This is a genomic window from Porticoccus sp. W117 (assembly GCF_030341905.1).
In the GTDB taxonomy this organism is placed as follows: domain Bacteria; phylum Pseudomonadota; class Gammaproteobacteria; order Pseudomonadales; family Porticoccaceae; genus SCSIO-12696.
The window spans coordinates 89,389-113,852 of the sequence record NZ_JATAAF010000003.1; the positions used below are offsets into that span (position 1 = coordinate 89,389).

Sequence of the window (24,464 nt, forward strand, 5' to 3'; positions counted from 1 at the left end):
CGGCGGGCAAGGTGGCCTACATTACTTCACCGCCCGCCACAGAAATACCCTGCCCGGTGATTGATGCCGCCTGTTCCCCACATAGCCAGAGCACTGTGTCGGCCACTTCTTGCGGTTGAATCAGGCGGCCCTGGGGATTGGTTTTGGTGAGTTCGGCTCGCGCTTCGGTTTCGCTGCGGCCGGTTTTTCCCATGATGTTTTTAATAGCGTCTTTGACAATATCGGTTTCTGTGTAACCGGGGCAGATGGCGTTAACGGTAATGCCTTTGGTGGCAAATTCCAGCGCCAGAGCGCGGGTTAATCCGAGTACTCCGTGTTTGGCAGCGGTGTAGGCGGCTACATAGGCGTAACCTTTTTGAGCGGCGGTGCTGGCGATGTTAATAATGCGGCCAGCGCCTTGTTCCACCATATCGGGCAGGGCGGCCCGGGTGCAGTAGTGTACGCCGTTAAGGTTGACCGCCAGGCAGTTATGCCAGTCGTCGTGGCTGGTTTTCAGGTAGGGCCTGGCTTCGGCGGCGCCGGCGTTGTTGACCAGAATATCTACCGGGCCAAAAGCGGCTTTGGCCTTTTCAAAGGCGGTGATCACAGCGTCGCTATTGGTAACATCAACGGCAACCGCCTGGCTGTTGTTGCCCAGCTTTCCATTTAGTTCTGCAACTCGCTCGTTCAGGTGGCTTTCAGTGCGGCCCATTAAAGTGACTTTGTAGCCTTGGCGGTGCAGGGTGCTTGCAATCGCCGCCCCAATACCACGGCCTGCGCCGGTTACGATGGCGTGTTTGTTTTGGAGTGATGTCATTATTTGGTGCTCTTCTTTCCGTCATTCCCGCGAAGGCGGGAATCCATTTTGATGTGTTGCACTGAACTTCATGGATCCCCGCTTTCGCGAGGATGACGGTAGTGTAGTTTTTCGCGTAGTCCGTGGCGGTTACACATTAATCGCCATATCTGCCGCCCGCTGCAGATTGCGTTCCAGTTGATCAAAGCCCGATTCATACTGTACCGGCACTTGTACTGCATCGCCACGGTAGTGTTGTTCGGCAGCGGCGCGAATGGTCCAGTTGGGGTCTGTCAGGTGGGGGCGGGCCAGGCAGCAAAGGTCGGCGCGGCCGGCGGCGAGAATGCTGTTGACGTGATCCACTTCGAAAATATTGCCCACCGCCATGGTGGCGATGTTGGCTTCATTGCGGATCTGATCGGAGAACGGTGTCTGGAACATGCGCCCGTAAACCGGGTTGGCGTCGGTAGTGGTCTGGCCTGCAGAGACATCAATAATATCGACGCCCGCGGCTTTAAATGCCTTGGCGATTTCCACGGATTCTGCCGGCGTAACACCCAGATCGCCCACCCAGTCGTTGGAGGAGATGCGCACAGAAACGGGTTTGTTCTCCGGCCATACTGCGCGCACGGCGTGGAACACTTCCAGTGGGAAGCGCAGGCGGTTTTCCAGCGAACCGCCGTATTCGTCGTCGCGCTTGTTGAGTACCGGGGTGATAAAGGCACTCATCAGGTAGCCGTGGGCGTAGTGCATCTCCAGCATGTCGAAGCCGGCACGCTCGGCCCGTTCAGCGGCGGCCACAAACTGGTCGCGCACGGTGTCCATATCCGCGCGGGTCATGGCGCGGGGTATCTGGTTGATTTTTGAATAGGGCACCGCAGAAGCGGACATGGCTTGCCAGTTGCCGTGATCCAGCGGTTGGTCCATGCCCTCCCACAACACTTTGGTAGAGGCTTTGGGGCCCGCGTGGCCCAGCTGCATACAGATTTTTGCCTGGCTGTGGTTGTGGGTGAAGTCGACAATGCGCTTCCAGGCGGCTTCTTGCTCGTCTGTGTACAGGCCGGCACAACCGGGGGTGATGCGCCCCTCTTCAGAGACATCGGTCATCTCGGTGTAAACCAACCCGGCGCCGCCTTTGGCCAGTGCGCCGTAGTGCACCAGATGCCAGTCGTCGGGCACTCCGTCTTTGGCGCTGTACATGGACATGGGGGATACCACAACGCGGTTTGCCAAGGTCATGTCGCGCAATTTGAACGGGGTAAACATGGGGGGTACTGGCTCGCTGGGTGCGGTTTTTCCCGCCGCCTGACAGGCCTTGTCGGCAAAGTCTTTTTCCACGCTTTCCAGCCAGGCTTTGTCCCGCAGGCGCAGATTTTCATGGCTCACCCGCTGGCTGCGGGTCAGCAATGCGTAGGCGAATTGTTTGGTATCGTAGTTCAGGTATCGACCAACTTCTTCAAACCAGCTCATGGAATTGCGCGCGGCGCTTTGCAGTTTCAGGGCTTCCAGCTCGCGTTCGTCCTGGTAGTTTTTCAGGGCTTCCTGTAACGACTCCTCTGAGTTGAGGTGCTCAGCCAGACAGATAGCGTCTTCAAAACCCAGCTTCGTGCCGGAGCCGATGGAAAAGTGGGCAGTGTGGGCGGCGTCACCGATCAATACCACATTGCCTTTCACCCAGTTGTGGCACAGCACCCTGGGGAAGTTGATCCAGGCAGAACCGCGAATGTGGTTGGAATTGGTCAGTAATTCGTGGCCATTTAGGTGCTTTTCGAAGATTTTGCGGCAGGTTTCCGCGCTTTCTTCCTGACTCATGTGCGCGAAGCCCCACTTGTCGTAGGTGTCTGGTGCGCACTCCACAATAAAGGTCGAGGTTTCGTTGTCGAACTGGTAGGCGTGCACCCACAGCCAGCCGTGCTCGGTTTCCTCAAAGATAAAGGTAAAGGCGTCGTCAAAGCGGTGTTTGGTGCCCAGCCAGACGAATTTGTTGGGGCGCATTTCGATATCGCAATCAAAGCCGACGTGGTCGGAATTGCGCACTTTTGAATTGAGTCCATCGGCGGCGACAATCAAATCCGCATCGGCGAATTTGGTGGTCAGGTCTTCCAACTCCACCACGGTGGAAAATACTTGTTTAATGCCCAATTCCTCGGCCCGCTGGCTGAGTATCTGCAGCATGCGCTTGCGGCCAATGCCGATAAAACCGTGGCCATCAGAGCGCTCGGTCTGGCCGTTGATGGTGACGTCGATCAAGTCCCAGTGAATCAGCTCGCTGGTCATGGCCTGGGCGCTCACCGGGTCGTTGGCCTGCAGGTTGTCCATGGTCTGGTCGGAGAACACCACTCCCCAGCCAAAGGTATCTCCGGGCTGATTGCGCTCGTACACAGTGATGTCGTGCTCGGGATTGCGCAGTTTCATGGAGATGGCGAGGTAGAGGCCAGAGGGGCCACCGCCCAGGCAGACAATTTTCATGGTTGGCTCCAGAGGGTAATGAGCTATATGCTTTACATGTAAACTATATTAGATGTGTTCTATTTATGTGTAAAGTATTATTGTGGTGGTATGTGAGACGAGAGATGGGAGATGAGAGACGGGCGACTTCGCAACTGAGCCGGAGTAACCCGTCTCTCATCTTTCATCTCACATCTCTCGCGACCAACAGGAGCCACAAATGAGACCGCGCAATCGCTTCAATCCTGAAACCTATCAACCAGAGCATTTCCTGTGGGCGTTCGACAGTGGCGTAGCGACGGTCACCCTTAACATTCCTGACCGCAAAAATCCGCTGACGTTTGATTCCTACGCCGAGCTGCGGGACACCTTTCGCGATCTGGTGTATGTGGACGACGTCAAAGCGGTGGTGATTACCGGTGCGGAGGGCAACTTCTGTTCCGGCGGTGACGTGCACGACATCATCGGCCCGCTGGTGAATATGGACATGCGCGAGCTGCTGGACTTTACCCGCATGACCGGCGACTTGGTAAAAGCCATGCGCGCCTGTCCGCAGCCGATCCTGGCGGCAGTGGATGGCATCAGCATGGGCGCCGGCGCCATCATCGCCATGGCCTCCGACTTCCGTTACGGAACGCCCGAATGCAAAACCGCCTTCCTGTTTTCCCGCGTGGGTCTTGCCGGTTGTGACATGGGTGCCTGCGCTATTTTGCCGCGCATTATCGGCCAGGGCCGTGCCTCTGAACTGCTCTACACCGGTCGCACCATGAGTGCTGAAGAGGGAGAGCGTTGGGGCTACTTTAATAAGCTGGTGGATCGCGACAACCTGCTGATCGAAACCCAGGCCATGGCCAAGCGCCTGCTGCAAGGCCCAACTTTCGCCCACGGTATTACCAAAACCATGCTCCACCAGGAGTGGAATATGACCATCGACCAGGCCATTGAAGCGGAAGCTCAAGCCCAGGCAATCTGTATGCAGACTCAGGATTTTGAACGGGCGTATAAGGCTTTTGTGGCGAAAGAGAAGCCGGGTTTTGAGGGGAATTAATGACAGGTCATTGCGAGGAGCCTTTCGTTTAAAGAAAGGCGACGCGGCAATCCAGCGGCTTTAGTAAGACACTAGATTGCTTCGCTGCGCTCGCAATGACGGTAGCGAGAAAAATATGAGCGATAAAACTTTCCTGGATTGGCCCTTTCTGGAGCCGCGCCACAAACAACTGGCCGCCGATCTCGATCAATGGGCGGGTAAAAATATATCAACCGACCACGGCCACAGCATCGCGGAAGTAGACGATGCCTGCCGCCGTACCGTAAAGGCGTTGGCGGAAGGCGGCTGGTTAACGCACTCTGTGGCGATAAACAGCGAGGGCGGCAAGCTGGATGTGCGCAGCTTGTGTCTGATTCGCGAAACCCTGGCGCGCCATTCTGGTCTGGCGGATTTTGCCTTTGCCATGCAGGGGCTGGGCAGCGGGCCGATCTCGTTGTTTGGCAATGACGAGCAGCAGCAACAGTATTTACCAGCAGTGCGCAGCGGTGACAAAATCGCCGCCTTTGCCCTCACCGAACCGGAGGCGGGTTCTGACGTAGCCGCCTGTTCCACGTCGGCGGTAGAGGAGGGAGATCATTTCGTTCTTAACGGCGAAAAAACTTTTATTTCCAACGGTGGTATCGCTGACTTTTACGTGGTGTTTGCCCGTACTAGCGATGAGGGCGCCCGTGGTCTGAGTGCTTTTATTGTTGAGGCCAGCGACCTTGAAATTGCGGAGCGTATTGAAGTGATCGCCCCTCACCCATTGGCAAAATTGCGCTTTAACAATCTGCGAGTACCCAAAACCAATTTGCTGGGCGAGATCGGCCAGGGCTTTAAAATTGCCATGGCCACGCTGGATGTATTTCGCACCACAGTGGGTGCGGCGGCACTGGGTTTTGCCCGTCGCGCACTGGATGAGGCGCTGGCCCGCACCACCGATCGGCAGCTATTTGGTGCACCCATGGCCGACCTGCCGGGTGTTCAAACCCAGCTGGCAGAAATGGCACTGGATATTGATGCCAGCGCATTGCTGATCTATCGCTCTGCCTGGACCAAAGACTGTGTCGCTGACCGCGTCACCCGTGAAGCCTCCATGGCCAAACTCTACGCCACCGAAGCAGCGCAACGGGTGGTCGATAAGGCGGTGCAATTGTTTGGCGGCCTCGGTGTGACCAGCGGCGTTATGGTGGAGCAGCTCTACCGGGAAGTGCGGGCGTTGCGGATTTATGAAGGGGCGTCGGAAGTGCAGAAGTTGGTGATAGCGAGGCAGATATTGACGTGAGATGTTAGACGAGAGATGGGAGACGTGTTACTTCGTTGTGCGTTTGGAGTGTAACTCGTCTCTCATCTCACATCTCCCGTCTCTCACAACAATCGAATAACGAACGAATTAACTACAGCGCACTTAACGCGCGAAAATCAGGAAAGTACAAACATGCAATTCATCAACCCCGAAGGTTGGCCTCGCCCCCGCGGTTACTCCAACGGCATTCTCGCCGAGGGCAAAACCCTGTACGTGGGTGGCCAGATTGGTTGGGATGAGAACGAGCAATTTCACAGCGACGATTTTATTGAGCAGATTGCCCAGGCGTTAAAAAATACCGTGGCTATTCTGGATGCCGGTGGCGCCAGGCCGGAGCATATCGTGCGTATGACCTGGTATATCACCGACCGCGATGAATACCTGTCGCGGCTCAAAGAGATGGGGGAAGTGTATCGGCAGATCATTGGCCGCCACTTCCCGGTGATGGCCATGGTACAAGTGGCGGGCTTGATGGAAGCCCGCGCCAAGGTGGAGGTGGAAACCACCGCCGTGATTCCAAATTCATAACGATTGAGAACTAGCGATGCCGTCAAATTTCGCCGATACCCACAGCAAAAACGCCTTGCGCGCCTGGCTGCAGTTAACCAAGTGCGCCAAGGGGATTGAAGGCCGGGTCAACAGTTGTTTTGTGAATGATCACAACAGCTCCCTGTCCCGTTTCGATGTGTTGGCCAATCTGGATCGCATGCCCGAAGGCCGTGCCTCCACCAGCCAGTTGGCGAAAATGCTGTTGGCATCGAAGGGCAATATCACCCGTTTACTGGATCGCATGGAAGGTGACGGTTTGATCGAACGAAAGCCCAGTGAAGTGGATCGTCGGGTCAGTGATATTCATTTGGCGGATAAGGGCAAGCAGCTTTTCGCCGCTATGGCTGCAGATCACGAACGCTGGGCAGATGATATTTTCGGCGCGCTCAGCAACGACGAAATCAAGACGTTGATTGAATTGATCGGCAAACTGCGGGGCCGTCTCGACGAGGCCTGACATTTTTGCGCCGCGCCCGTTGAATATGAATAGCCAACAACACGGGCAACAGCAGACCTAAGGATGCATGAATATTGGCCACCCAGGCGCGCACGTCTTCGTTGGCCAGGTAGTACAGCAACCAGGCGCTGATCACCATCAGTGCCACCACAATGGCCATAGCCACCCCCATGGGATGACGCTTTTTGGCTGGCCAGGTATGGGCTACGTGGCCGACAAACAACGCTCCCAGAAACATCATCATCACAAAGGCCGCGCCACCGTGCAGTTGCAGCAGGGGAAACTGCAACGGATGGCGTTCCGGACCGAAGTCTCCTTCAATGCGCACCCAGCGACTGAGAATAAAAAAACCGATGCCGCTGCACCAGCTAGTGGCCAGCGCCCCGTACAGGGCGCGACGCCAGGGCTTGCGGATTTTGATGTGAATGCCTGCCATGATCGATGTTGATTGCGGTGGGTAGAGGGTTGAAAAATATTTCTGTCATTGCGAGGAGCCTTCTTATTGATAAAGAAGGGTGACGCGGCAATCTCCTGATATCGAAACGTCCAGATGGAGATCGCCGCGCTCGCGATGACGGGCGTTTGCTACAAATGCCGCAGCACCAACTCCCAGGTATGCGTCAGGCGGTTAATGCCGTCGGTAAGGTGGCGGCAGGAGAGGGTGGCGCCAGAGATATTTTGAATATCCCGCCGCAACTTCAGGTAATCCGGCGACGTGCCTTGCGGGGTTTTCGCCCCCGGCTTCCAGTTGGTGAACTGGGCCCGCCACTTGGGGTTGCGCACTTCGTGACCGTAGGTTTCCCGGTAGGTAAGCACCTCGATGCCACGTACGGAACCGTCGGCGTTCAGGCCTACCGCCAGGTCAATGTTTTCGTGTTTGCCGATCACCTGGTCGAGAATAAACCAGCCGCCGTCAGCGGTGCGCCAGGCGTTTATGTCCAGGTTGCGCACCCGCACCTTGCTGGCTTTTCGAATGGCCTTGGCCTGATCTTTGGTCAGTGTCACCTTGGCCGGCTTTACCTGTTGATCACCCCAGATAATGCCTCTGGCCTGATCCACAGTAAGGAAGGTTTCTGCCTGCGCAAACAGTGTGGGTAGCAGCAAGCCGGTTGCCAGAATAATCGCCTTTATGAAGTGGCTGCGGTTCATCACAACTCCTTAAAACTGGCGGGCAAAGGTAAGGCCAACGTGCACTTTTTCGTGCTCGTCCAGGTTGCGACCGCCGCGGTTAAAGGCAGCGAAAGAACCGCCGCCTTTGAACTGCCACAGAGCACCCAGAGTGGCCCACCAGTCTTTTGTGCCGTAGTGGATGCTGGGGCCAAAGTAGGAACCGTACTGGTGGCGACTGCCGATGCGGAAATCGCCAATATCAAAATTGGAACGCTCAAGGTCCGGGTCGAACTCCCCACCTTCCAGGGGATTGAGGAAGTCGGACTGCTGGCGCCATTCCAGGCCCACGTACCACTTGGGGGCAAAACGGTAGGAAATACCGGCGCTCAGGTCGTAGGCAAATTCTTCTTCGAGCACACTGTCTTCGGCACCCGGCACGTAACCCGGGTTTTTGCGGCGCTCAAACTCCAGCTTGGTGTTAAAAACGATGGCCAGGGTGTCGTCGAGGAAGTTCTTTTGCAGTAGCACGTTGGCGACGTAGGAATTCTGGTTAATGTCGGCACCGTCCAGGCGGTAAACATCGCGGCGCTCGAAGGCCAGGCCCAGGGTCAGGCCGATGGGGTCGGCGTAGGGGCTGAGGATGTTGTATTTGGCGCCAATCTCGTAACCGGCAAACTGAGTGTCGTTAAATCCGGGGCCGCGGTCGATAACGCCGGTTTCGTCTTCAGTACAGGTACCGCCCTGGGTTTCGATCATGGGGCCGATGCAGTCGGCAACGTTGTAGTTGTGGTCGAAAAACATCAGCTCGGCACTCAGAGTCAGGCGGTCGGTGAGGCCGTACTCAATTTCCGGGCGAATGTCGTTGAAGGTGTAGTTGCCGGAATCTTTGCCGCGGCGTGAAATGGTGTTGAGCTTAACCTCGTACTTGCCTTCCGGCAGGGTATCGGTGCCTTTGGCGTAAACCCACAGGCTCTCATCGGCTGTGGCTCCGGTTGAGCAAAGTAGTGCGGATAAGGTGGCCGCGGTGGCCAGCGAACGGTTGGTCATGTAAATTCCCTTGATGATTGTGGTGTTATTTGAATTGCGCAGATGATATTGCTATTGATAACAATTATCAATAGCAATATCATCTGCGCCTGTAAACTTTTGTTGGTCAGCTTCTTATCCCCACCCTCACCACATACAATGGCGCCATGAATTCCCGCAGTACTTTCCTTTACGCTTGCTCTTTTCTGGCTCTTATTCCCAGCGCATTCACTGCCAAGGCATCCAGCGATACGGTGTTGGAAGAAGTGGTGGTTACCGTTACCCGCAGTGGTGCCCAACAGAGCACTGCACCCTACGCTATAGAAACCGTCAGTGCCCAGAGTATGTCCAACAACTTTGCTCGCAGCCTGCCGGAAGCCCTGCAACAGGTGCCAGGCGTAGCCGTTCAGAAAACCGCCAACGGCCAGGGTTCGCCCTTTATCCGCGGCTTTACCGGTTATCGCACCTTGGCCTTGATTGACGGTGTGCGCTACAACAACTCGGTGTATCGCGACGGCCCCAATGAATATTTCTCGCTGATTGATTTTGCTGCGCTGGAGCGCCTGGAGGTGCTTAATGGCCCCGCCGCCAGCGCCTACGGCAGCGACGCCATTGGTGGCGCCCTCAACCTGTACACCCGCAATGCCGGGGCGTCGCGACAGCCTCTTGGAGAGCGCTTTCTATCCGGTCGCCAGAGCTATCGCTTTTCCGGGGCAGAAAACAGCCATATCTCCCGTTCGGAAGTCGCTCTTGGCCGCGGCGGTGAGTGGGGTTTGTTGCTTGGATACAGCCACAAAAATTTTGGTGATGTGGAGGCGGCGGACTTAGGCACGCTGCCGCGCACTGGCTATGACGAAGCCGCGTATGACAGCCGCCTGGATTTGGCGCTGTCCGATCGCTGGAATCTCACAGCGGTCTATCAGGGCTTGCAGCAAGATGATGTGTGGCGCACTCATTCGACGATCTTCTCGCGCTCGTTTGCCGGTACCGAAGTGGGCACAGACTTGCGCCGATTGAAAGACCAGCGCCGTTATCTCAGCTATGTACGCCTGTCGGCAACGGACGTCAGCCCAAACATCGATCGCGCCCTGATCACCTTATCTCAGCAGGGCTGGGCAGAAGATGGCGAGCGTGTACGGGGCAGTGGTCGTTCCCTGACAGAGAGTTTCGACTCGCGTATGCGTGGCCTTGAAGTGCAATTCACCAGCACCACTGATGTGGCGGAACTGGTGTACGGCGTGGATGTTTATCGGGATCGTGTAACCAGTGCGCGCACCGATTTCAATGCCGATGGCAGCGTAGACCGAGTGCGCATTCAGGGGCCGGTGGGTGACGATGCCCGCTATGACCTAGCGGGAATCTATCTACAGGCAGAGCTGTCTATTAGTGATCGCAGCGCGCTTACCCTGGGTAGTCGATACTCTTACACCGCTGCAGATATTGGCCGTTTTGAAGACCCTGCCAGTGGCCAGGCGGTTTCTTTTAACAATAGTTGGGGGGCGCTGGTGAGTTCCCTGCGCATCAGTCATCAACTGAGCTCTGGCGACAATAGCAGTCGCTTGTTATGGGCGGGTTTGAGTCAATCATTTCGCGCCCCCAACGTCGCCGATCTGAGTCGCTTTGGTGGCAGCCGCAGCAACGAAACCGAAGTCGCTGCCACCGGACTCGATGCGGAAAATTTCCTGACGGCGGAACTGGGTATCAAGGCAGAGAGCGAAAGGTACAGATTGTCTGCCAGTATCTATCACACGGATATTTCTGACTTTGTGGCCAGTACTCCTACCGGTCGTATCGTCGATGGGCTGGTGGAAGTGAGCAAACAAAACAGCGCTGGCGGATTTATTCGCGGTGCGGAAATCAACACCCGCTGGCGTTTGGTTGGTGGCTTGTCTCTGGACGGCAATATCACCTGGCTGCAAGGTGAGCTGGATGCTGCACCTGTCTTGGGCGCAGCCACTTTTCGAGAGCCCTTTAGCCGCATCACCCCGCTTACCACTAACCTGGGGCTGCGCTGGGACAGCGAAGGAGGACGTTACTGGGCATCTGCCAATATCACCATCGCGAGCAAAGCTGATCGTTTGAGCAGCGGTGATCTAGGCGACACCCAACGGATTCCCCCCGGAGGCACACCGGGCTATACCCTGATCAACCTGCAGGCGGGTGTGCAGTTTAACGACTCTATCAACGGTACTCTGGGGGTGGGCAACTTACTGGACGAGGCCTACCGCAGCCACGGCTCCGGCAATAACGAGCCGGGGCGGGGAATGCGTTTGGGGGTGGAGGCCAGCTTCTAATTTTCGATGAACCCGGTCAATGCGAGGAGCTTGCAGGGTGACCCGCCCAGAATAAACGGTAAGTGAGCCTATTGATTAGCCTGTTGTTTCGCCATTTCTTCAGCAACCATTTGCTGTAGCTCTTGCATATGAAATTGCACTTTTTGCATACCGAGTTGACCGCCCTGGATCATAAGCTGAGGCATCAACTTTGCCGCTTTTTGGCCGGTTGGTGAGTTGTTGAACGCAATCATGTCTTCCATTTCAGTTACGCTAAAGGCTTCTGCGTAAATGGAAACCAAATCCGGCTTTAACGATTCGTAACTCATGTATTTCCGAAAAAACTCCAGCATCACACCGCGAAAAGGTGCCATTGCGGGTTGCTGTTGAAGTTGCATGTCGAGGGTTTGCGAAATGGATGTTTCCAGCAGTTCCTGCATGTCCATGGAGTTCATCAGTCGCTCGGCGGTTTCGTAACGCGCTTGGTCGGCGGCAACGGAAATTTGCGCAGAGAACAGTAGGAAGGCGAATGCAAACAGAGATTTTTTCATGGTCAATCCTTGATCGTTCAGGTTAAGGAAGCCGCAGTGTAATGCAGTGGTGAAGGTGTCGCTATAACATATTTCGTCATTGCAATGACGGCACTGTTAGGTCAACAGCTCTCGATGCTGCTCCGCTCGTAACCTCGGCCCATACTGGCTCACCACCTGTGCCGCTGCGCGGCAGGCAAAACTGCCGGACTTGGGGTAGTCCCAGCCCTGGCTCAGGCCATACAAAAATGCTCCGGCGAACATATCGCCAGCGCCGTTGGTGTCGATGGCGTCTGCTGCCACACCGTCTACTTTGTGCAGTTCGTTGCCGTCGTATACCAGCGCGCCATCGGCGCCCAAGGTAACGGCAAAGCAGTCGGCGCTTTTCTTGAGTTGCTCGCAGGCGCTGTCGATATCGTCGCTACCGGTCCAGCCCAGGGCTTCGTCGCGGTTGGCGAACAGCAGGTTAACCCGCTCGCCAATCATCTCTTGCAAGCCCTCTTTGAAGAACTGCACCATGGCCGGGTCCGACAGACTGATGGCGGTTTTGACGCCTGCCTGTTCGGCAATCTGGCGGGCGGCTACCGCTGCGGGGCGGCCGCTTTCCGATGTCACCAGGTAGCCTTCCATATAAAGGTAGTCGGAATTGGCAATGGCATCGGCATCCAGATTATCGCTGCCGATGGTTTCACTAATACCCAGGAAGGTATTCATGCTGCGCTCGGCATCCGGGGTGATCAGCACCAGGCATTTGCCGGTGGTACCCGCTGGCAATGAGCCGTTGCGGTGGTGGGTGACACCGGCGTCGCTCAGGTCTTGCAGGTAGAACTGGCCGTTGTCGTCATCGGCGACCTTGCAGGCGTAGCAGGTGTTGGCGCCAAAATAGCTGGCGGCAATAATAGTATTGGCGGCGGAGCCTCCGCTGGCTCGTTTGGAGGTGACAAGGTGATCGCTGAGGTGGTCGATCAGCTGTTGTTGGCGGGCTTCGTCCACCAGGGTCATCAGCCCCTTTTCAACCCCCAGCGATTCCAGGTCGCTGTCGCTTACTTCCAGTTCGGTATCTACCAGGGCAGCGCCCAAGCCGTAAATGTGAAATTTTGCCATATCTCCACAATTCTCTGTGTTCGTTTGCCAGTAGGGTCGCTATTATCCGGGCTGGATCAATGACTGCAAGTGAGCCCCCCTTGGCCAGGCGAAAAAACACCATCAGAAGTAAAAAATTCCGCGGCAAAAGCGCCCAGCGCAAGCGGGGTTTTTGGGGCGCTTTCTGGCGTTTGGCTTGGAAAGGAGCGCTCTGGTTTCTGGTGTTGCTGATTCCAGTCACTCTGGTGCTGGATTTTATGGTGCGCGCCAAGTTCGAGGGCAGCAAATGGGCGTTGCCTGCCCATGTATACAGTCGCGCGCTGGATCTTTACGAAGGGCTGCAACTCGACGCCACAGAGTTGGTGTGGGAACTGGATAAACTGGGTTATCGCGCCAGCGCTACATTGAGTGCACCGGGCCAGTATCGCCGCAGTGGCAATCGGGTGGAATTCTACAGCCGAGGATTTCGTTTCTGGGACAGCGATGAACCTGCCCAGCGTTTGCAGGTTCGTTTTGATGGCGATCAGGTGTCTGGCTTGCGCGCCAGTGGTGAGTCGGCCGCGGTAGCGCGGCTGGAGCCCCTGCGTATCGGCGGTATTTTCCCGGAACACCTGGAAGATCGCGAGCTGGTGCGCTTGGAGGCATTGCCCCCCTACCTGATCGACGGCCTGTTGGCGGTGGAAGATCAAAACTTTGAGCAGCACTATGGCGTGTCTCCCCGTGGTATTGCCCGAGCCTTTTTGGCTAATGTTAAAGCCGGTGAACTGACCCAGGGGGGCAGTACCATTACCCAGCAGTTGGTGAAGAATTTCTATCTCACCAGTGAGCGCAGCCTGTGGCGCAAGCTGGTGGAAATCCCCATGGCGCTGTTGCTGGAACTGCATTACGACAAAGCGGAAATACTGGAAGCCTATATCAACGAGGTCTATCTCGGTCAGGCGGGCAAGCGCGCCATCCACGGCTTTGGTCTGGCCAGTCGCCACTATTTCCGCCAGCCGGTGGGAGAGCTGGATTTACATCAGGTGGCGTTGCTGGTAGCGCTGGTGAAAGGGGCTTCCTACTACGACCCCTGGCGCCGCCCGGAGCGGGCATTAAAGCGCCGCAACCTGGTGCTGGATGTGATGGCCAGCCACCAGCTGATCGACAAAACCACCGCCCGGCAAGCCAAAGCCAAAGGACTCGGTGTGGTGGCCAAACGGGGCACCGCCTTTAACGATTACCCTGCGTATCTGGATTTGGTAAAGCGCCAGCTGCGTCGCGATTACAGCGGTGACGATCTGCGTCGCGAAGGGCTGCGTATCTTTACCAATTTCGACCCCCAGGCCCAGCGGCAGTTGGAAAAGAGCATCACTAACCGCCTTAAAAACCTGGAACAGGGCTATCGGGTGGATAAGGGTCAGCTGCAGGCAGGTGCAGTGGTAGCCCGTGTGGGTTCTGGTGAAGTGCTGGCAGTGGCCGGTAGTCGCCAGCCCCGTTACGCGGGGTTTAATCGTGCCCTGGATGCCCAGCGCCCGGTGGGTTCCACCATCAAGCCGGCGGTGTATCTGACGGCACTGCAACAGGGCTATAACCTGGCGACGCTGATTCCCGACCGGGAGTTTGAGATCACCACGGACGATGGCACTTTGTGGCGGCCGCGCAATTTCAATCGCGAAAGCCATGGCGATGTGCCGCTCTACCAGGCCTTGGGGCATTCTTACAATCTGGCCACTGCACAACTGGGCCTGGAACTGGGGGTGCCAGCGGTGGCCAACACCGTGGAGCGCCTCGGCCTGGAGCGCTCGGTGCCGCAGGTGCCTGCCATGTTGCTGGGCGCCAGCGCCATGTCGCCTATGGAAGTGGCGGGTATTTACCACACAATTGCTGCCGACGGCTTCTACACACCACTGCGCGCTATTCGGGCTATCTACAGTGCCGATAACCAGCCACTGCGGCGCTACCCCTATCAAGTGGAACAGCGTTTCTCTGCGGATAACGTCCACCTGTTGCAGTACGCCATGCAGGTGGTGGTACGGGAAGGTACTGGGCGCGGGGTTTACCGCCAGTTACCATCGCAGTTGGCGGTGGCGGGCAAAACCGGCACTTCCAACGGTCAGCGCGACAGCTGGTTCGCTGGTTTCACTGGCAACTACCTGAGTGTGGTGTGGCTGGGGCGTGACGATAACGGCAAAATGCCCCTCACCGGTGCCACCGGTGCCCTGCGGGTGTGGGGCGATATTATGAAAGGGATGGATAACCAGTCTTTGGATTTCCAGAAACCACAGCGGGTCAGCTATTTGTGGGTAGATCCACAGGGGCGGCTCAGTGGCGAACGTTGTCGCGATGCCCGTTACCTGCCATTTACCGAAGGCACGGAGCCCCGCGAGAAGGGGCCTTGTTACGACAGTGGCCGCTCGGTGGTGGATTGGTTCAGGAAGTTGTTTGATTAAATCGATTTCGGGTTTCGGGCGATAGAGTGGATTAAGTGGAAATTATGTTTGTGAGAAAGTATCTGTTGCGTGCTTCTCTGCCTCTGGCAGCGTTGCTACTGAGCGCTTGTGTTAATCCCTACCGTGCTCCGGCACCGGTCAGCAGTGTGCCGCCGCCGTCCAATGGCCCTGACCGATCAGCTCCAGGGTATCCTCAGCCCCAGTCTCAACCCCAAACTCAACCCGACTATGAGGAGCCCCAAGTTGCTCCGCCAGCGGTAGTAATTGCCCCCGGCGAACGCCGCGACAGCAGCGCCAGCAGTGCAGTGGATAATCTGCTGGATGAGGGCTGGCATCTCTACGGTCAGCAGCGCTATGACGCGTCCATCAGCGTCGCCGAGCGGGGATTGCGCATCGACCGTCACCGGGCGGAGCTATACCAGTTGCTTTCCCGCAACTATCTGGCCACACTGCAATTGCAACAGGCAGAACAGTTGGCCCGCCAGGGGTTGTCTATCCCCTCCGCCAGCGGAGCGCAGCGCGCCGCTCTGGAAGATTTGCTGCGCGAGATCGAGGCAATAAAATAAGCTCAAACACGTTATAATTTTAAAAAGCTGAGCAATCAGAGAAGGGGAGACTCTGGTGTCACCGAATGCATTACAACTCAAGCGCAGGGGACTAAAAGCAGCGCAGGACGCAGTGCTGGATTATTCCCGCGATAACCTGCCGGAATTTTTTTCCAACTTGATGGACGAGCTCATCGACCTCACTGAGCAGGGGGCGTTTGTTGGCTCCAAACACGAATACTTCTACGCCGGCTCCAAAATCAAGGATTCCGCCGGCGCCATAACCGACAGTTTTGTCGAGCACTTTAAGACCACGTTCAAAAAATTCGCGGCCCGCTCTCTGGAAGACGCTGAAGCGCTGTTGGATAAAGAGCAGGAGTCGTCCCTCGCCCTGATCGAGGAAGAAGACCTGGAAGAACGGGTCACGCTCACCACCATCAAGCAGCGCGCCGAAGGGCGTTTTCGCGATGCGCTGTGGGCACTCAATCAGCGGGTGTCGATACTCAATGACGGCATCCCGGTGGATGAGAAGCTCAACCCGCTGGCGCCGGGGCGCTTTTGCCTGGCAATTCGCGACAGTCTGCGCCAGATCGATATTTCCACCGATACCCGCATCGAAGTGTACCGGGTGTTTGATCGCCTGGTGATGGATCGTCTGGGGCGCATCTACCAACAGGCCAACGACGAACTGGCGCAGCTTCATGTGTTGCCCAACTTGCGTCATTCGGTGGTGAAAGCGCCAGAACGGGGCTTCTCGCCCCCAAGTGGCGGTGCTATGCCGGGTGCAGATGGAGGAGAATTACCCGACGAGTCGGCTGAAGGCTGGCTGAGCGGAGCAGTACAACACCATATGCCGCCTCACCCCGGAGTGGCGCCACAGCCGACCTACCACGGTCAGCTGTTTGCCAATATTTCTGCTTTGCAGGACCAAGTGCAATGGGTGGTAGACCCCACTGGCCAGGTGGCTGCGGATGGTCAGGCTCACGTAGTGCCTCAAGTAACCTTTGGTGGCGGCGTGGGGCTGGATGCTGGCGGCGTTGGCGGTGGCACTATCGGCCTCAGTGGCCTGCCGGTGATGAATTATTCCGGAACCGACTTCAGCCAGGCTTTGCACAGCCTGCAACAACGAGACCTTCAGATAGCCCAGCAAGGATTTGCCGATGCCAGCGGCGTGATGATGCCGCGAGCGGTGGCCCCGGTTGGCAACAATATTGTCAAGCAGCTCAGGGAGTTACTGGGCCATGACAAGCACGAAGAAACTGATATTAAAGTGGCGGACCAGAAAACCATCGACCTGGTGGGCATGGTGTTCCGCTACATGCTCAACGACGATCTGGTTCCCCACGAAATAAAGACCCTGCTCAGCTATCTGCATATGCCCTTCCTGAAAGTGGCCTGTGCTGACCGCGAGTTGTTCGCCAAGTCTGAACACCCGGCGCGGCAACTGCTTAACCGCCTGGCGGAAGCGGGCACCCGCTGGACCGGTGAGGGCAAAAAAGACAGCCATAACGTTTTTGGCCATATCAAGGAAATCGTTGAGCGCTTGCTGGAGTACACCGGTGAAGATGTACAACCGTTTGAAAACGAGTTAATCGCCTTCAACCAGTTCCTCAAGCGCATGGAGGCGAAAGCGGAGTTGATGGAAAAACGGGTGGCGGAGCAGGCGCAAGGTGAGGCGCGCCTGCAAAAAGCCAAGGATAAAGTGCGCGTCAAGGTCAAGGAGATGATCGACAAGCGCGATCTGCCGTCGCCATTGTTGGTATTCCTGTTGCAGCCCTGGACCGACTACCTGGTGTTCCTGTTGGTGCGTCACGGCGGTGACTCTCAGGAACTGAAATTGGGCGTGAAAGTGATTCGCGACCTGTTTAAGGGGCTCGAAACCGAAGGCGACGAGCGCAAGATCAAACGCTGGAAAAGTGGTTACTCAAGGCTCAAAGAGCGCATTGAACAGGGCTTTGAAGCCATTGGCTATGACGAGAAAAGTCGCAAGGAATTGATTGCAGAAATGGAACAGGTGTTTGATAAATCCCTGCAGAAAAAGCGCGTGCGCCCGGCCACCAAGAAAGAGAAAAAACGCCTGGTGGAAGAGTACGAGGAAGATATGTTCAATCTCTTCCAGCAGCAGAACCAGCTGTCGGACAACGAAAAGCAGTATCTCGATCAGTTGCAGAATGTTTCCATCGGTACCTGGTTTGAAGGTGCCGAAGGCAAACGGGAAAAAGTCTCCTGGTTTAACCTGGACACCATGCAATTCCTGTTTGTGGATCACCGCGGCCACCGCACCGGATTGCGCTCCGGCGTGGAATTGGCGCAGATGCTGGCAGCCGGTGAATTGAGCGTGATAGAAATGGACGACCGCCCACTGATCGACCGCTCGCTGGAGCAGATATACGCCGATCTGTGCGGTGCTCAGGATCAGCTGAAAGGCGCTGAAGAGGAAGAGTCCGAACTGCAAGAACTGAACTCCGAAGGTTCTGATGAAGATAACAGCAATTCTCAAGAGAAGGCCAGCTGACGCCGATACAACACCATGAACCGAAATGGCTAAACCAACTGACGAGCAAGCAAACCCGGCCACTGCCGTAGCGGAAAACGGCATGGCAGTGCTGCGCCTGCTCGCCAGCCAGCGGCCGAGGGAGCTGTTCACCGGCTTTCAAAAGCAGCTGCTTGGCCAGATATCTCAGGCCATGGGTCAGGCGGAGCCACGCCGCCGCGCCATTTTGGAGCGAGTCTATCGGGCGCTCAGCGCTATGCCCAACCAGCTGCTGCAAGACATCTACCACTACCTGCACAGTGCCCTGGATCAGTTCGCCAATAATTGCCTGGTGAGCAGTGATGCCGCTCTGCGTGCCAATGTCTCCTCTGAAAGCACTCCCCTCGAAAACAAGAGCTTGAGCCTGGTAAGCCCGGAACTGTCGGAGGAGCAGGCGCTGATCACCAGCTTGCGACAGCGTGCCGACAGCCGCTACCAGGAGTTGTTGTGGGCGCTGAACAAACAGATGGCGCAGATTTCCGGGGGCAGTGCCTATCCGGACGGCAACCCGCTGGCGCCGGTGCGTTTTTGCCTGGCGTTGCGCCACGGTCTCGATAAAGCCGGTGTTGAGCTGCCGGTGAAAAAAATCATCTACCGCCTGTTTGACGACGCGGTGCTGGCACAGCTGGAACCGTTTTATCAGCAAATGAGCGATGGCCTGAAAGTGGTGGGCATTACGGCGGAACAGCATTTTGATGTGGTGAAAGCACCGCTTCATCAGGATGATCCTCGACAGCCCCCCATACACAACAGTCAGAACGAATTCATATCCGACCAGCCAGCTTTTAGCACTCCTGAGCCACTTACCTCTGTTCCTCCTGCAGTGGACCACAGCGGCGACAATCTGTTGCAGCAACTCACCACGCTGCTGGGTAACGGCCAGATGGTGCTGCACGAAAGTCACCGCCATACCATAGAGATAGTGGATGGGGTGATGGCGGAGTTTTCCCGCAACAGCCGCCTTGGCACAGAAGTAAAGGCATTGTTCAGCCTGTTGCATATGCCGCTGCTCAAAGTGGCACTGGTGGACCCGGAGCAATTCCAGCAAATGAACCACCCGGCGCGACAGTTGCTGGTGGACATGGTGGAAGCAGCCACCGACTGGCTGCAGGGGGAGCAGCGGGAAGTAGCAGTGTTTCACCATATTCGTGGCGCTGTAGAGCGCCTGCTGCGCAATACCAGCGTAGACAGCAATGCCTTTGCCGAAGAGCGCGACAACCTCCGCCAGCAGATCAGCCAGTTGCATCGCAAAAAACGCCAACAGGCCCGGCGCAGTGGCGACCGAAAATATCGGTCAGGTGCCAGGAATGAAGCCAGAGGTGAATCCGTTGCCGCAGCGCTGCGTCGCCGCATTGGCAAACAGGCATTGCCAGAAGCCATCAGCGAATTGCTCCATGGTCATTGGACCGACTACCTGAAATCCCTGGCCATCGAACTGGGCAGCGAATGCCATCAGAACAGCCGTTGGCAAGACGCCCTCAGCGTGGTGGATGACTTGCTTTGGGGATTGCAGATTAACCCGCAAAACCGCAAAGAAAGTCAGCGCTGGCGCCAGAATTACCTGTGGCTGGAAGCGGTGCTGGCCAGCGGCCTGGATCACCTGAGCCTGGACAGCGGCCAGTGCCAACGGCTGCTGTCGGCGGTGCGTGGCGAGTACAGAGGCTTGTTGGAAAGTCGCCGTGCTGTGGAACGTGCCAGTGCGGACGTCACCCCCTTGCCGGACAAGCCGTTACAGGAGCCTCAAGCGCAAGAGTCGGATTCGGCCATGAGCGCTGAGCAGTGGCGTGAGAAGTTATCGGACATAGAGCTCGACAGCTGGCTGAATTTTGCCAGTGGCCGCCGTGAGCAACTGGTATGGCGCAACCTGCGTACGTTGCAGTTTGAATTCCGCGATCCGGACAGCGGCAAAAGCAGCATCCGCACCGGCGATGACTTGGCGCGCTTGCTGGCTGAGCAAACCGCCACTTTGGAACCTGCGGGAGAAACCGCAGAAACGCAACAAACCCGTTCTGCGAAAGTTGTACGGGGCGTTAACTACATCGCCAAATAGTGGAGGCGGAGCGGTACATGAATCAGCAAAACGACCAGCGCCGCTACCATCGTCACGAGATCAGCGGCGAAATAGAGGCGTACTTGCAGGGAAGTAACACGAAAGTCGGCAAATTGGTGAATGTGCACCGGGAGGGGCTGTTGCTGGAATGCCCCAGGGCGCTTATTCCGGAGCAGATATACAACTTGCGCTTTACCATGACCGGCGAGGTCACTATGCCGTGGATTGAACTGGACGCCAAATGCCTGTGGATGGCGCGTGAGGATAATGGTTTCCGTTGCGGTTGCCTTATAGTAGACATTGAACGGCAAGCGCTGACAGTGCTTCGGCAGCTTGATCTGTGAGTCGGTCGATGTTTGTTAGCAGTACAGTGGGTTAGGCTGGATGCCGAATAGAGTATAGGGTGGGGTCGCGAAGCGTCACCCACCATCGGGTTGAATGAATACCAAAATCATAGAGCCGTAAGGCCGGAAGATATGCAAGCACAGCAGATAACAAGCAAAGGGGTGGATGCAGCGCTGGGGGTTGTGCGCCAGCATTCCATTGAATTGCTGGACAAATACTTCGAGAAACTGCTCAACGAGCTGATTGAGTGCTCCCAGAGCAGCACCTTTGTTGGCAGTCAGCACGAATATTTCTACGCCCGTGCCAAAATCAGTCAGTCCCGCAAAGAAATTGCCAAGCGTTTTGTGGACTACCTGGAAACCACCTTCCAGCAATTCGCCAACCGCTCTCTGGTAAATGCAGACGAGTTGTTGGGGGCGGGCAATCCCAGCCTGTCACTGGTGGAAGAAGACGCGCTGGAAGAACGGGTTATTCTCACCACCATTCGCCAGCGGGCGGAATCCCGTTACAGCGACGTCATGTGGTCACTTAACCGGCGCTTTTCCGTGCTCAATGGTGGCCGCGAAGTCACCGACCAGACCAACCCGGTCGCCCCTTGCCGTTTCTGCTTTGCCCTCAAGCAAGGGTTGCAGAGCATTGATGTGTCCGCCGCTGCCAGAGCGGAAATCTACCGCATGTTCGAACGGGTGTTTGTGGATCACGTGGGCCGCATCTACAGCGAAGTGAACAGTGCGCTTACCGACCTTGGCGTGTTGCCCAATCTGCGTCACGAAGTGGTTAAGGGCCGCGACGGTGGCGCGGCGATGGGTTCCGGGGCTGCTGCCCGGGCGTCTCATGTGCCGCCAAACATGTCGCCTAATGCAGACCCCAATATGCAGCCCCAGGCGGCGCCTGTTCAACCCGCTGCGGGTGCCTCCGCCGGTTGGTTGGGGGGTGGAGGTCGCACCAACCTCAATTACCACCAGCAGGTGTACCAGGATATATCGTCACTGCAAGATCAGTTGGCGGGCGTGCCAGCCGGTGCACCGGCTGGCGCTGTTGCCGCAACACCAGGGGTTGCGGTTGGCGGAGTCAACTACAGCGTCAACGACCTGACCGCTGCCATCAACCAGATTCAGATGTCGGATTGGGAAACGGCGCAACAGATACCCAGCAAACCAGCGGGCGGTGAAAACCTGCAGCCACGCCTGATCGCCCAAGTTACCGAGCTTTTGCTGCACCACCTCACTGAATTGTTGGGTAGCGAAAAGGAACCGGCGTTCAAGGCCCCGGATCGCAAAACCATCGACCTGGTGGGCATGATCTTCGAATACATGCTCAACGACGACCAGCTTCCGGACTCAGTGAAGGCATTGCTCAGCTACCTGCACACTCCGTTCCTGAAATTGGCTTTTGCCGATAGCGACTTTTTTGAGCAGAACGAACACCCGGCACGGCAACTCCTCAACCGCCTTGCGGAAGCTGGTACCCGCTGGGTAAACCGCGATGGCACCAGTGAATACGGCGTATACGGTCGCATTCGCGAAGCAGTGGAGCGACTGCTCAAAGATGTGAGTGAAGATACCCGCCCGTTCACCGAAGAACTGCTGTCATTCAACACCTTTATCAAACGGGTGGAGCTGAAAATCACCACCCGCGAAAAACGCGCTACCGAACAGGCCAAGGGCGAAGACCGCATGCAAGAGGTCAAAGACCAGGTGCATGACACCGTGCAGCAGGCCATTGGCAAACGCGACCTGCCCAGCGCCATTTTGATGTTCCTGTTGCAGCCCTGGTCCGATTACATGGCCTTTGTACTGCTGCGCTTTGGCGACGAGTCGGAGCAATGGCAGGAGGCCCAGGATGTGATTGACGACCTGCTCTGGGGCTTGGCCCTGGGTGAGGACGAAGAACAGAAGCGCAAGTGGAAAGAACATTACCCGGAGCTGGAAGCGAACATCGCCAAAGGCTTTGACTGCATTGGCTACGATGAAGGCCGACGCCGTAAAATGACCTCTGCCATGGACTATGTGTACGAGCTTTACTTACAGGGCCTGGCAGCGCGCCCGGCACCGGCAGAAGTGCGCAAAAAACTCACCGACAGCAGCGAGCGCGGCAAAACGCCGGAACAGCAAACCGCTGACCTCAACGATGCCGAGCGTCAGCACCTGGACGTACTGGAAAAAATATCCTTTGGAACCTGGTTCGATATGGGCGACGGCAAGCGGGAAAAAGTGGTGTGGTACAACCTGCGCACCATGCAATTCCTGTTCGTCAACCAGAGTGGCCACCGCACCGGCATGCGCACCGGTGAAGAACTGGCGCGGCTGATGGACGCCGGCACTATTCGCATTGTCGACAGCGAAGAAGACAAACCACTCGTGGACAGAACTCTGGAACAGATACGCGCCGACCTCAGCGCCAGTGCCCAACAGGCCAACGCTGGCTGACACCCAAACACCAACAAATAATAAGATACAAATATGACTACCGAAGAAAGCCAAAACCAAGAACGCCGCCGCCTTGAGCGCCACGAAGTCACCAGCCAGGTGGATGCGGTGGACAGCATTACCGGCCAATCCGTAGGCCGCCTTGTAGATATTCACAGTGAAGGTCTGATGCTGATTACCGGCGACCAGGTGGAAGTGGGCAATATCTACCAGCTCAGCCTGAAAAAAGACGGCAGCATTTGGCTGCAAGTGGGCGTCGACTGCCTGTGGAAAAACCCCGCCAATGGCGAAGGCCGCTACTGGGCGGGCTTTCGGGTAATTGATGCCAGCGACGAAGCGCTGGCGGAGTTGGAGAATTTGGGCATGGCGGTGTAACTCCGCCATTCCCGTCATTGCGAGCGCAGCGAAGCAATCTCCTGCGCTTATAATTTTTCTATATTAAATACGCTGTTCCCGCGCAGGCGGGGCTCCATAAAAACAAGGACGTTTCCATGAAAATCCTGAATTCAACCCCTTCCATTGTTCCTGGGCTGCTTCCCCTGTTGCGAGCTATCGCGGTGGGCTGCCTATGCGCGCTTTTTGTCGGCTGTGCTGACAATAGCAACCGAGAGAAAAATTACGCGGAAGCCAGAGTGAAAATCAAACAGGGCAGCCACAATATAGAAATGGTGGCAATCGTCGAACGATACAAAGATCTCGAATGTAAGCCGGATGAGATATATCTGAAGTTGATTGAAATGTGCGACGGTTTGGAAAATTGCACTACCCTAAAATACGAATGCAAAGATCAGCTGAATAAACGATATACAAAAATGTTTGCTAAGCAACCGACTACCAGCAAGTACCTTCATATGACCCATAACAAGACAGAGTTAAATGGTGTGGCCATATTTTGGGGGCTGACAGCGGATGAGTCTGCGCAGGTGTGCCAGATGACTAAGCAGCAGATTCTTAATAAGGGTGGTCGTGAAATTGATGCGGTTTGTATTTAAAAAAATGATAACTTTTTCTAGTAATATCCTGTTCCTTTTATAAAAAGGAAGGCGGAGGCTGGTTGCTTAATGAAAAGCTATATGTAGTGCCCTATGGTCGAAAAGCTATTTGGGGAATTAAGCGTCCGTATCCAGAGATGGATATACTTATATTAAACCACGTCGCCTTATAAGGTTATTGGATACGATGGAAGTTGAAATAGAGCTAGGTGAGTTCGATACTGGGTTATATTCAGGATATGAATTCAATCAATCTGAAGGACGTGCTTGGTTAACAATCCATGTAGATGAAGTTGGTAACAAAACAATCGAATTTGAAGGGGTAAGATACCACCAGTTTACAGAGCTTTACGCGTGTTCTTTTGAAATGGTAGATGCATATTTCAAATTAGTGAATCTTGGTCAAACACAGCAGTTAGTAAATTATTTGAAAATTATCGAATCAAGATGTGATAGTGCTCGAGACGTTACTCATTTCCGAATATTTTTAGATGAATCGGGCTGTTTTGATATATATGCTAGTAGCGCATCAAGTGCCTAACAGGTCAGTATGCACG

At 56.0% G+C, this 24,464-nt stretch carries 21 protein-coding genes; 14 read left to right on the forward strand and 7 right to left on the reverse strand.

Annotation, left to right across the window (positions count from 1 at the left end):
- Positions 1-16 precede the first annotated feature (16 nt).
- Positions 17-796 (reverse strand): SDR family NAD(P)-dependent oxidoreductase, encoded by a 780-nt coding sequence (locus QSV34_RS03815; protein ID WP_289152151.1) that lies wholly within the window; start codon positions 794-796, stop codon positions 17-19.
- A 129-nt stretch (positions 797-925) separates the two neighbouring features.
- Positions 926-3,244, reverse strand: a complete 2,319-nt coding sequence (locus QSV34_RS03820; RefSeq protein ID WP_289152153.1) for a bifunctional salicylyl-CoA 5-hydroxylase/oxidoreductase — start codon at positions 3,242-3,244, stop codon at positions 926-928.
- Positions 3,245-3,443: 199 nt separating this feature from the next.
- Here QSV34_RS03820 and QSV34_RS03825 point away from each other — a divergent pair, with 199 nt between their 5' ends.
- From QSV34_RS03825 to QSV34_RS03840, 4 genes are all read left to right on the forward strand, one after another.
- Complete coding sequence (locus QSV34_RS03825; protein WP_289152155.1) at positions 3,444-4,271, forward strand: enoyl-CoA hydratase family protein; 828 nt, start codon at positions 3,444-3,446, stop codon at positions 4,269-4,271.
- Between the two features lie 115 nt (positions 4,272-4,386).
- Positions 4,387-5,535 (forward strand): acyl-CoA dehydrogenase family protein, encoded by a 1,149-nt coding sequence (locus QSV34_RS03830; protein WP_289152157.1) that lies wholly within the window; start codon positions 4,387-4,389, stop codon positions 5,533-5,535.
- A 153-nt stretch (positions 5,536-5,688) separates the two neighbouring features.
- Positions 5,689-6,084, forward strand: a complete 396-nt coding sequence (locus QSV34_RS03835) for a RidA family protein (RefSeq protein ID WP_289152158.1) — start codon at positions 5,689-5,691, stop codon at positions 6,082-6,084.
- A gap of 16 nt (positions 6,085-6,100) precedes the next feature.
- Positions 6,101-6,562: a MarR family winged helix-turn-helix transcriptional regulator gene (locus QSV34_RS03840; RefSeq protein WP_289152160.1), complete on the forward strand. Its 462-nt coding sequence runs from the start codon at positions 6,101-6,103 to the stop codon at positions 6,560-6,562.
- On the opposite strand, the gene QSV34_RS03845 is transcribed toward QSV34_RS03840, so the two are convergent.
- The 3 genes from QSV34_RS03845 to QSV34_RS03855 all read right to left on the reverse strand — a co-directional run bounded on the left by QSV34_RS03845 (position 6,507) and on the right by QSV34_RS03855 (position 8,719).
- Positions 6,507-6,998, reverse strand: a complete 492-nt coding sequence (locus tag QSV34_RS03845) for a hypothetical protein (protein WP_289152162.1) — start codon at positions 6,996-6,998, stop codon at positions 6,507-6,509. The two genes, QSV34_RS03840 and QSV34_RS03845, sit on opposite strands and share 56 nt — an antisense overlap.
- Before the next feature lie 149 nt (positions 6,999-7,147).
- Positions 7,148-7,711, reverse strand: a complete 564-nt coding sequence (locus QSV34_RS03850) for an FMN-binding protein (RefSeq protein WP_289152163.1) — start codon at positions 7,709-7,711, stop codon at positions 7,148-7,150.
- Positions 7,712-7,720: 9 nt separating this feature from the next.
- Positions 7,721-8,719 carry a DUF6662 family protein gene (locus QSV34_RS03855; RefSeq protein ID WP_289152164.1) on the reverse strand — a complete coding sequence of 333 codons (999 nt, stop codon included), beginning with the start codon at positions 8,717-8,719 and terminating at the stop codon, positions 7,721-7,723.
- 146 nt (positions 8,720-8,865) lie between these two features.
- On the opposite strand from QSV34_RS03855, the gene QSV34_RS03860 reads away from it, so the two are divergent.
- Entirely contained in the window at positions 8,866-10,992 is a 2,127-nt protein-coding gene (locus tag QSV34_RS03860; RefSeq protein ID WP_289152165.1) for a TonB-dependent receptor, read from the forward strand.
- Positions 10,993-11,060: 68 nt separating this feature from the next.
- Here QSV34_RS03860 and QSV34_RS03865 read toward each other — a convergent pair whose 3' ends face one another.
- Together QSV34_RS03865 and QSV34_RS03870 are read right to left on the reverse strand one after the other, a co-directional pair.
- On the reverse strand, positions 11,061-11,522 hold the full coding sequence (locus QSV34_RS03865; protein ID WP_289152166.1) for a DUF2059 domain-containing protein: 462 nt from the start codon (positions 11,520-11,522) through the stop codon (positions 11,061-11,063).
- Between the two features lie 96 nt (positions 11,523-11,618).
- Positions 11,619-12,605, reverse strand: coding sequence for an adenosine kinase (locus QSV34_RS03870; RefSeq protein WP_289152167.1), 987 nt, complete (start codon positions 12,603-12,605; stop codon positions 11,619-11,621).
- Between the two features lie 80 nt (positions 12,606-12,685).
- Between QSV34_RS03870 and mrcB the strand changes: the two genes are divergently transcribed.
- The 9 genes from mrcB to QSV34_RS03915 all read left to right on the forward strand — a co-directional run bounded on the left by mrcB (position 12,686) and on the right by QSV34_RS03915 (position 24,448).
- Positions 12,686-15,013: a penicillin-binding protein 1B gene (gene mrcB, locus QSV34_RS03875; protein WP_289152169.1), complete on the forward strand. Its 2,328-nt coding sequence runs from the start codon at positions 12,686-12,688 to the stop codon at positions 15,011-15,013.
- A gap of 35 nt (positions 15,014-15,048) precedes the next feature.
- Complete coding sequence (locus tag QSV34_RS03880; RefSeq protein ID WP_289152170.1) at positions 15,049-15,579, forward strand: hypothetical protein; 531 nt, start codon at positions 15,049-15,051, stop codon at positions 15,577-15,579.
- A gap of 55 nt (positions 15,580-15,634) precedes the next feature.
- A complete protein-coding gene (locus QSV34_RS03885) occupies positions 15,635-18,073 on the forward strand; it encodes a DUF1631 family protein (protein ID WP_289152172.1) in 2,439 nt (812 codons plus the stop codon).
- A gap of 25 nt (positions 18,074-18,098) precedes the next feature.
- Positions 18,099-20,141 (forward strand): DUF1631 family protein, encoded by a 2,043-nt coding sequence (locus tag QSV34_RS03890; protein WP_289152175.1) that lies wholly within the window; start codon positions 18,099-18,101, stop codon positions 20,139-20,141.
- A 17-nt stretch (positions 20,142-20,158) separates the two neighbouring features.
- Positions 20,159-20,485: a PilZ domain-containing protein gene (locus tag QSV34_RS03895; RefSeq protein ID WP_289152176.1), complete on the forward strand. Its 327-nt coding sequence runs from the start codon at positions 20,159-20,161 to the stop codon at positions 20,483-20,485.
- Between the two features lie 132 nt (positions 20,486-20,617).
- Positions 20,618-22,915 (forward strand): DUF1631 family protein, encoded by a 2,298-nt coding sequence (locus tag QSV34_RS03900; RefSeq protein WP_289152178.1) that lies wholly within the window; start codon positions 20,618-20,620, stop codon positions 22,913-22,915.
- A gap of 33 nt (positions 22,916-22,948) precedes the next feature.
- Positions 22,949-23,290 (forward strand): PilZ domain-containing protein, encoded by a 342-nt coding sequence (locus tag QSV34_RS03905; RefSeq protein WP_289152180.1) that lies wholly within the window; start codon positions 22,949-22,951, stop codon positions 23,288-23,290.
- Between the two features lie 116 nt (positions 23,291-23,406).
- Positions 23,407-23,907: a hypothetical protein gene (locus QSV34_RS03910; RefSeq protein ID WP_289152182.1), complete on the forward strand. Its 501-nt coding sequence runs from the start codon at positions 23,407-23,409 to the stop codon at positions 23,905-23,907.
- 187 nt (positions 23,908-24,094) lie between these two features.
- Positions 24,095-24,448: a hypothetical protein gene (locus QSV34_RS03915; protein ID WP_289152183.1), complete on the forward strand. Its 354-nt coding sequence runs from the start codon at positions 24,095-24,097 to the stop codon at positions 24,446-24,448.
- The last annotated feature ends 16 nt before the right edge of the window (positions 24,449-24,464 follow it).

What these genes read in the sequence shown, in the direction of transcription:
- QSV34_RS03865 (WP_289152166.1), bottom strand. Translation starts at nt 11,522, where the DNA reads ATGAAAAAATCTCTGTTTGCATTCGCCTTCCTACTGTTCTCTGCGCAA.
- QSV34_RS03890 (WP_289152175.1), top strand. Translation starts at nt 18,099, where the DNA reads ATGGCTAAACCAACTGACGAGCAAGCAAACCCGGCCACTGCCGTAGCG.
- QSV34_RS03870 (WP_289152167.1), bottom strand. Translation starts at nt 12,605, where the DNA reads ATGGCAAAATTTCACATTTACGGCTTGGGCGCTGCCCTGGTAGATACC.
- QSV34_RS03845 (WP_289152162.1), bottom strand. Translation starts at nt 6,998, where the DNA reads ATGGCAGGCATTCACATCAAAATCCGCAAGCCCTGGCGTCGCGCCCTG.
- QSV34_RS03915 (WP_289152183.1), top strand. Translation starts at nt 24,095, where the DNA reads ATGGAAGTTGAAATAGAGCTAGGTGAGTTCGATACTGGGTTATATTCA.
- QSV34_RS03910 (WP_289152182.1), top strand. Translation starts at nt 23,407, where the DNA reads ATGAAAATCCTGAATTCAACCCCTTCCATTGTTCCTGGGCTGCTTCCC.
- QSV34_RS03855 (WP_289152164.1), bottom strand. Translation starts at nt 8,719, where the DNA reads ATGACCAACCGTTCGCTGGCCACCGCGGCCACCTTATCCGCACTACTT.
- QSV34_RS03905 (WP_289152180.1), top strand. Translation starts at nt 22,949, where the DNA reads ATGACTACCGAAGAAAGCCAAAACCAAGAACGCCGCCGCCTTGAGCGC.
- QSV34_RS03850 (WP_289152163.1), bottom strand. Translation starts at nt 7,711, where the DNA reads ATGAACCGCAGCCACTTCATAAAGGCGATTATTCTGGCAACCGGCTTG.
- QSV34_RS03835 (WP_289152158.1), top strand. Translation starts at nt 5,689, where the DNA reads ATGCAATTCATCAACCCCGAAGGTTGGCCTCGCCCCCGCGGTTACTCC.
- QSV34_RS03840 (WP_289152160.1), top strand. Translation starts at nt 6,101, where the DNA reads ATGCCGTCAAATTTCGCCGATACCCACAGCAAAAACGCCTTGCGCGCC.
- QSV34_RS03825 (WP_289152155.1), top strand. Translation starts at nt 3,444, where the DNA reads ATGAGACCGCGCAATCGCTTCAATCCTGAAACCTATCAACCAGAGCAT.
- QSV34_RS03895 (WP_289152176.1), top strand. Translation starts at nt 20,159, where the DNA reads ATGAATCAGCAAAACGACCAGCGCCGCTACCATCGTCACGAGATCAGC.
- QSV34_RS03860 (WP_289152165.1), top strand. Translation starts at nt 8,866, where the DNA reads ATGAATTCCCGCAGTACTTTCCTTTACGCTTGCTCTTTTCTGGCTCTT.
- QSV34_RS03815 (WP_289152151.1), bottom strand. Translation starts at nt 796, where the DNA reads ATGACATCACTCCAAAACAAACACGCCATCGTAACCGGCGCAGGCCGT.
- QSV34_RS03830 (WP_289152157.1), top strand. Translation starts at nt 4,387, where the DNA reads ATGAGCGATAAAACTTTCCTGGATTGGCCCTTTCTGGAGCCGCGCCAC.
- QSV34_RS03900 (WP_289152178.1), top strand. Translation starts at nt 20,618, where the DNA reads ATGCAAGCACAGCAGATAACAAGCAAAGGGGTGGATGCAGCGCTGGGG.
- QSV34_RS03820 (WP_289152153.1), bottom strand. Translation starts at nt 3,244, where the DNA reads ATGAAAATTGTCTGCCTGGGCGGTGGCCCCTCTGGCCTCTACCTCGCC.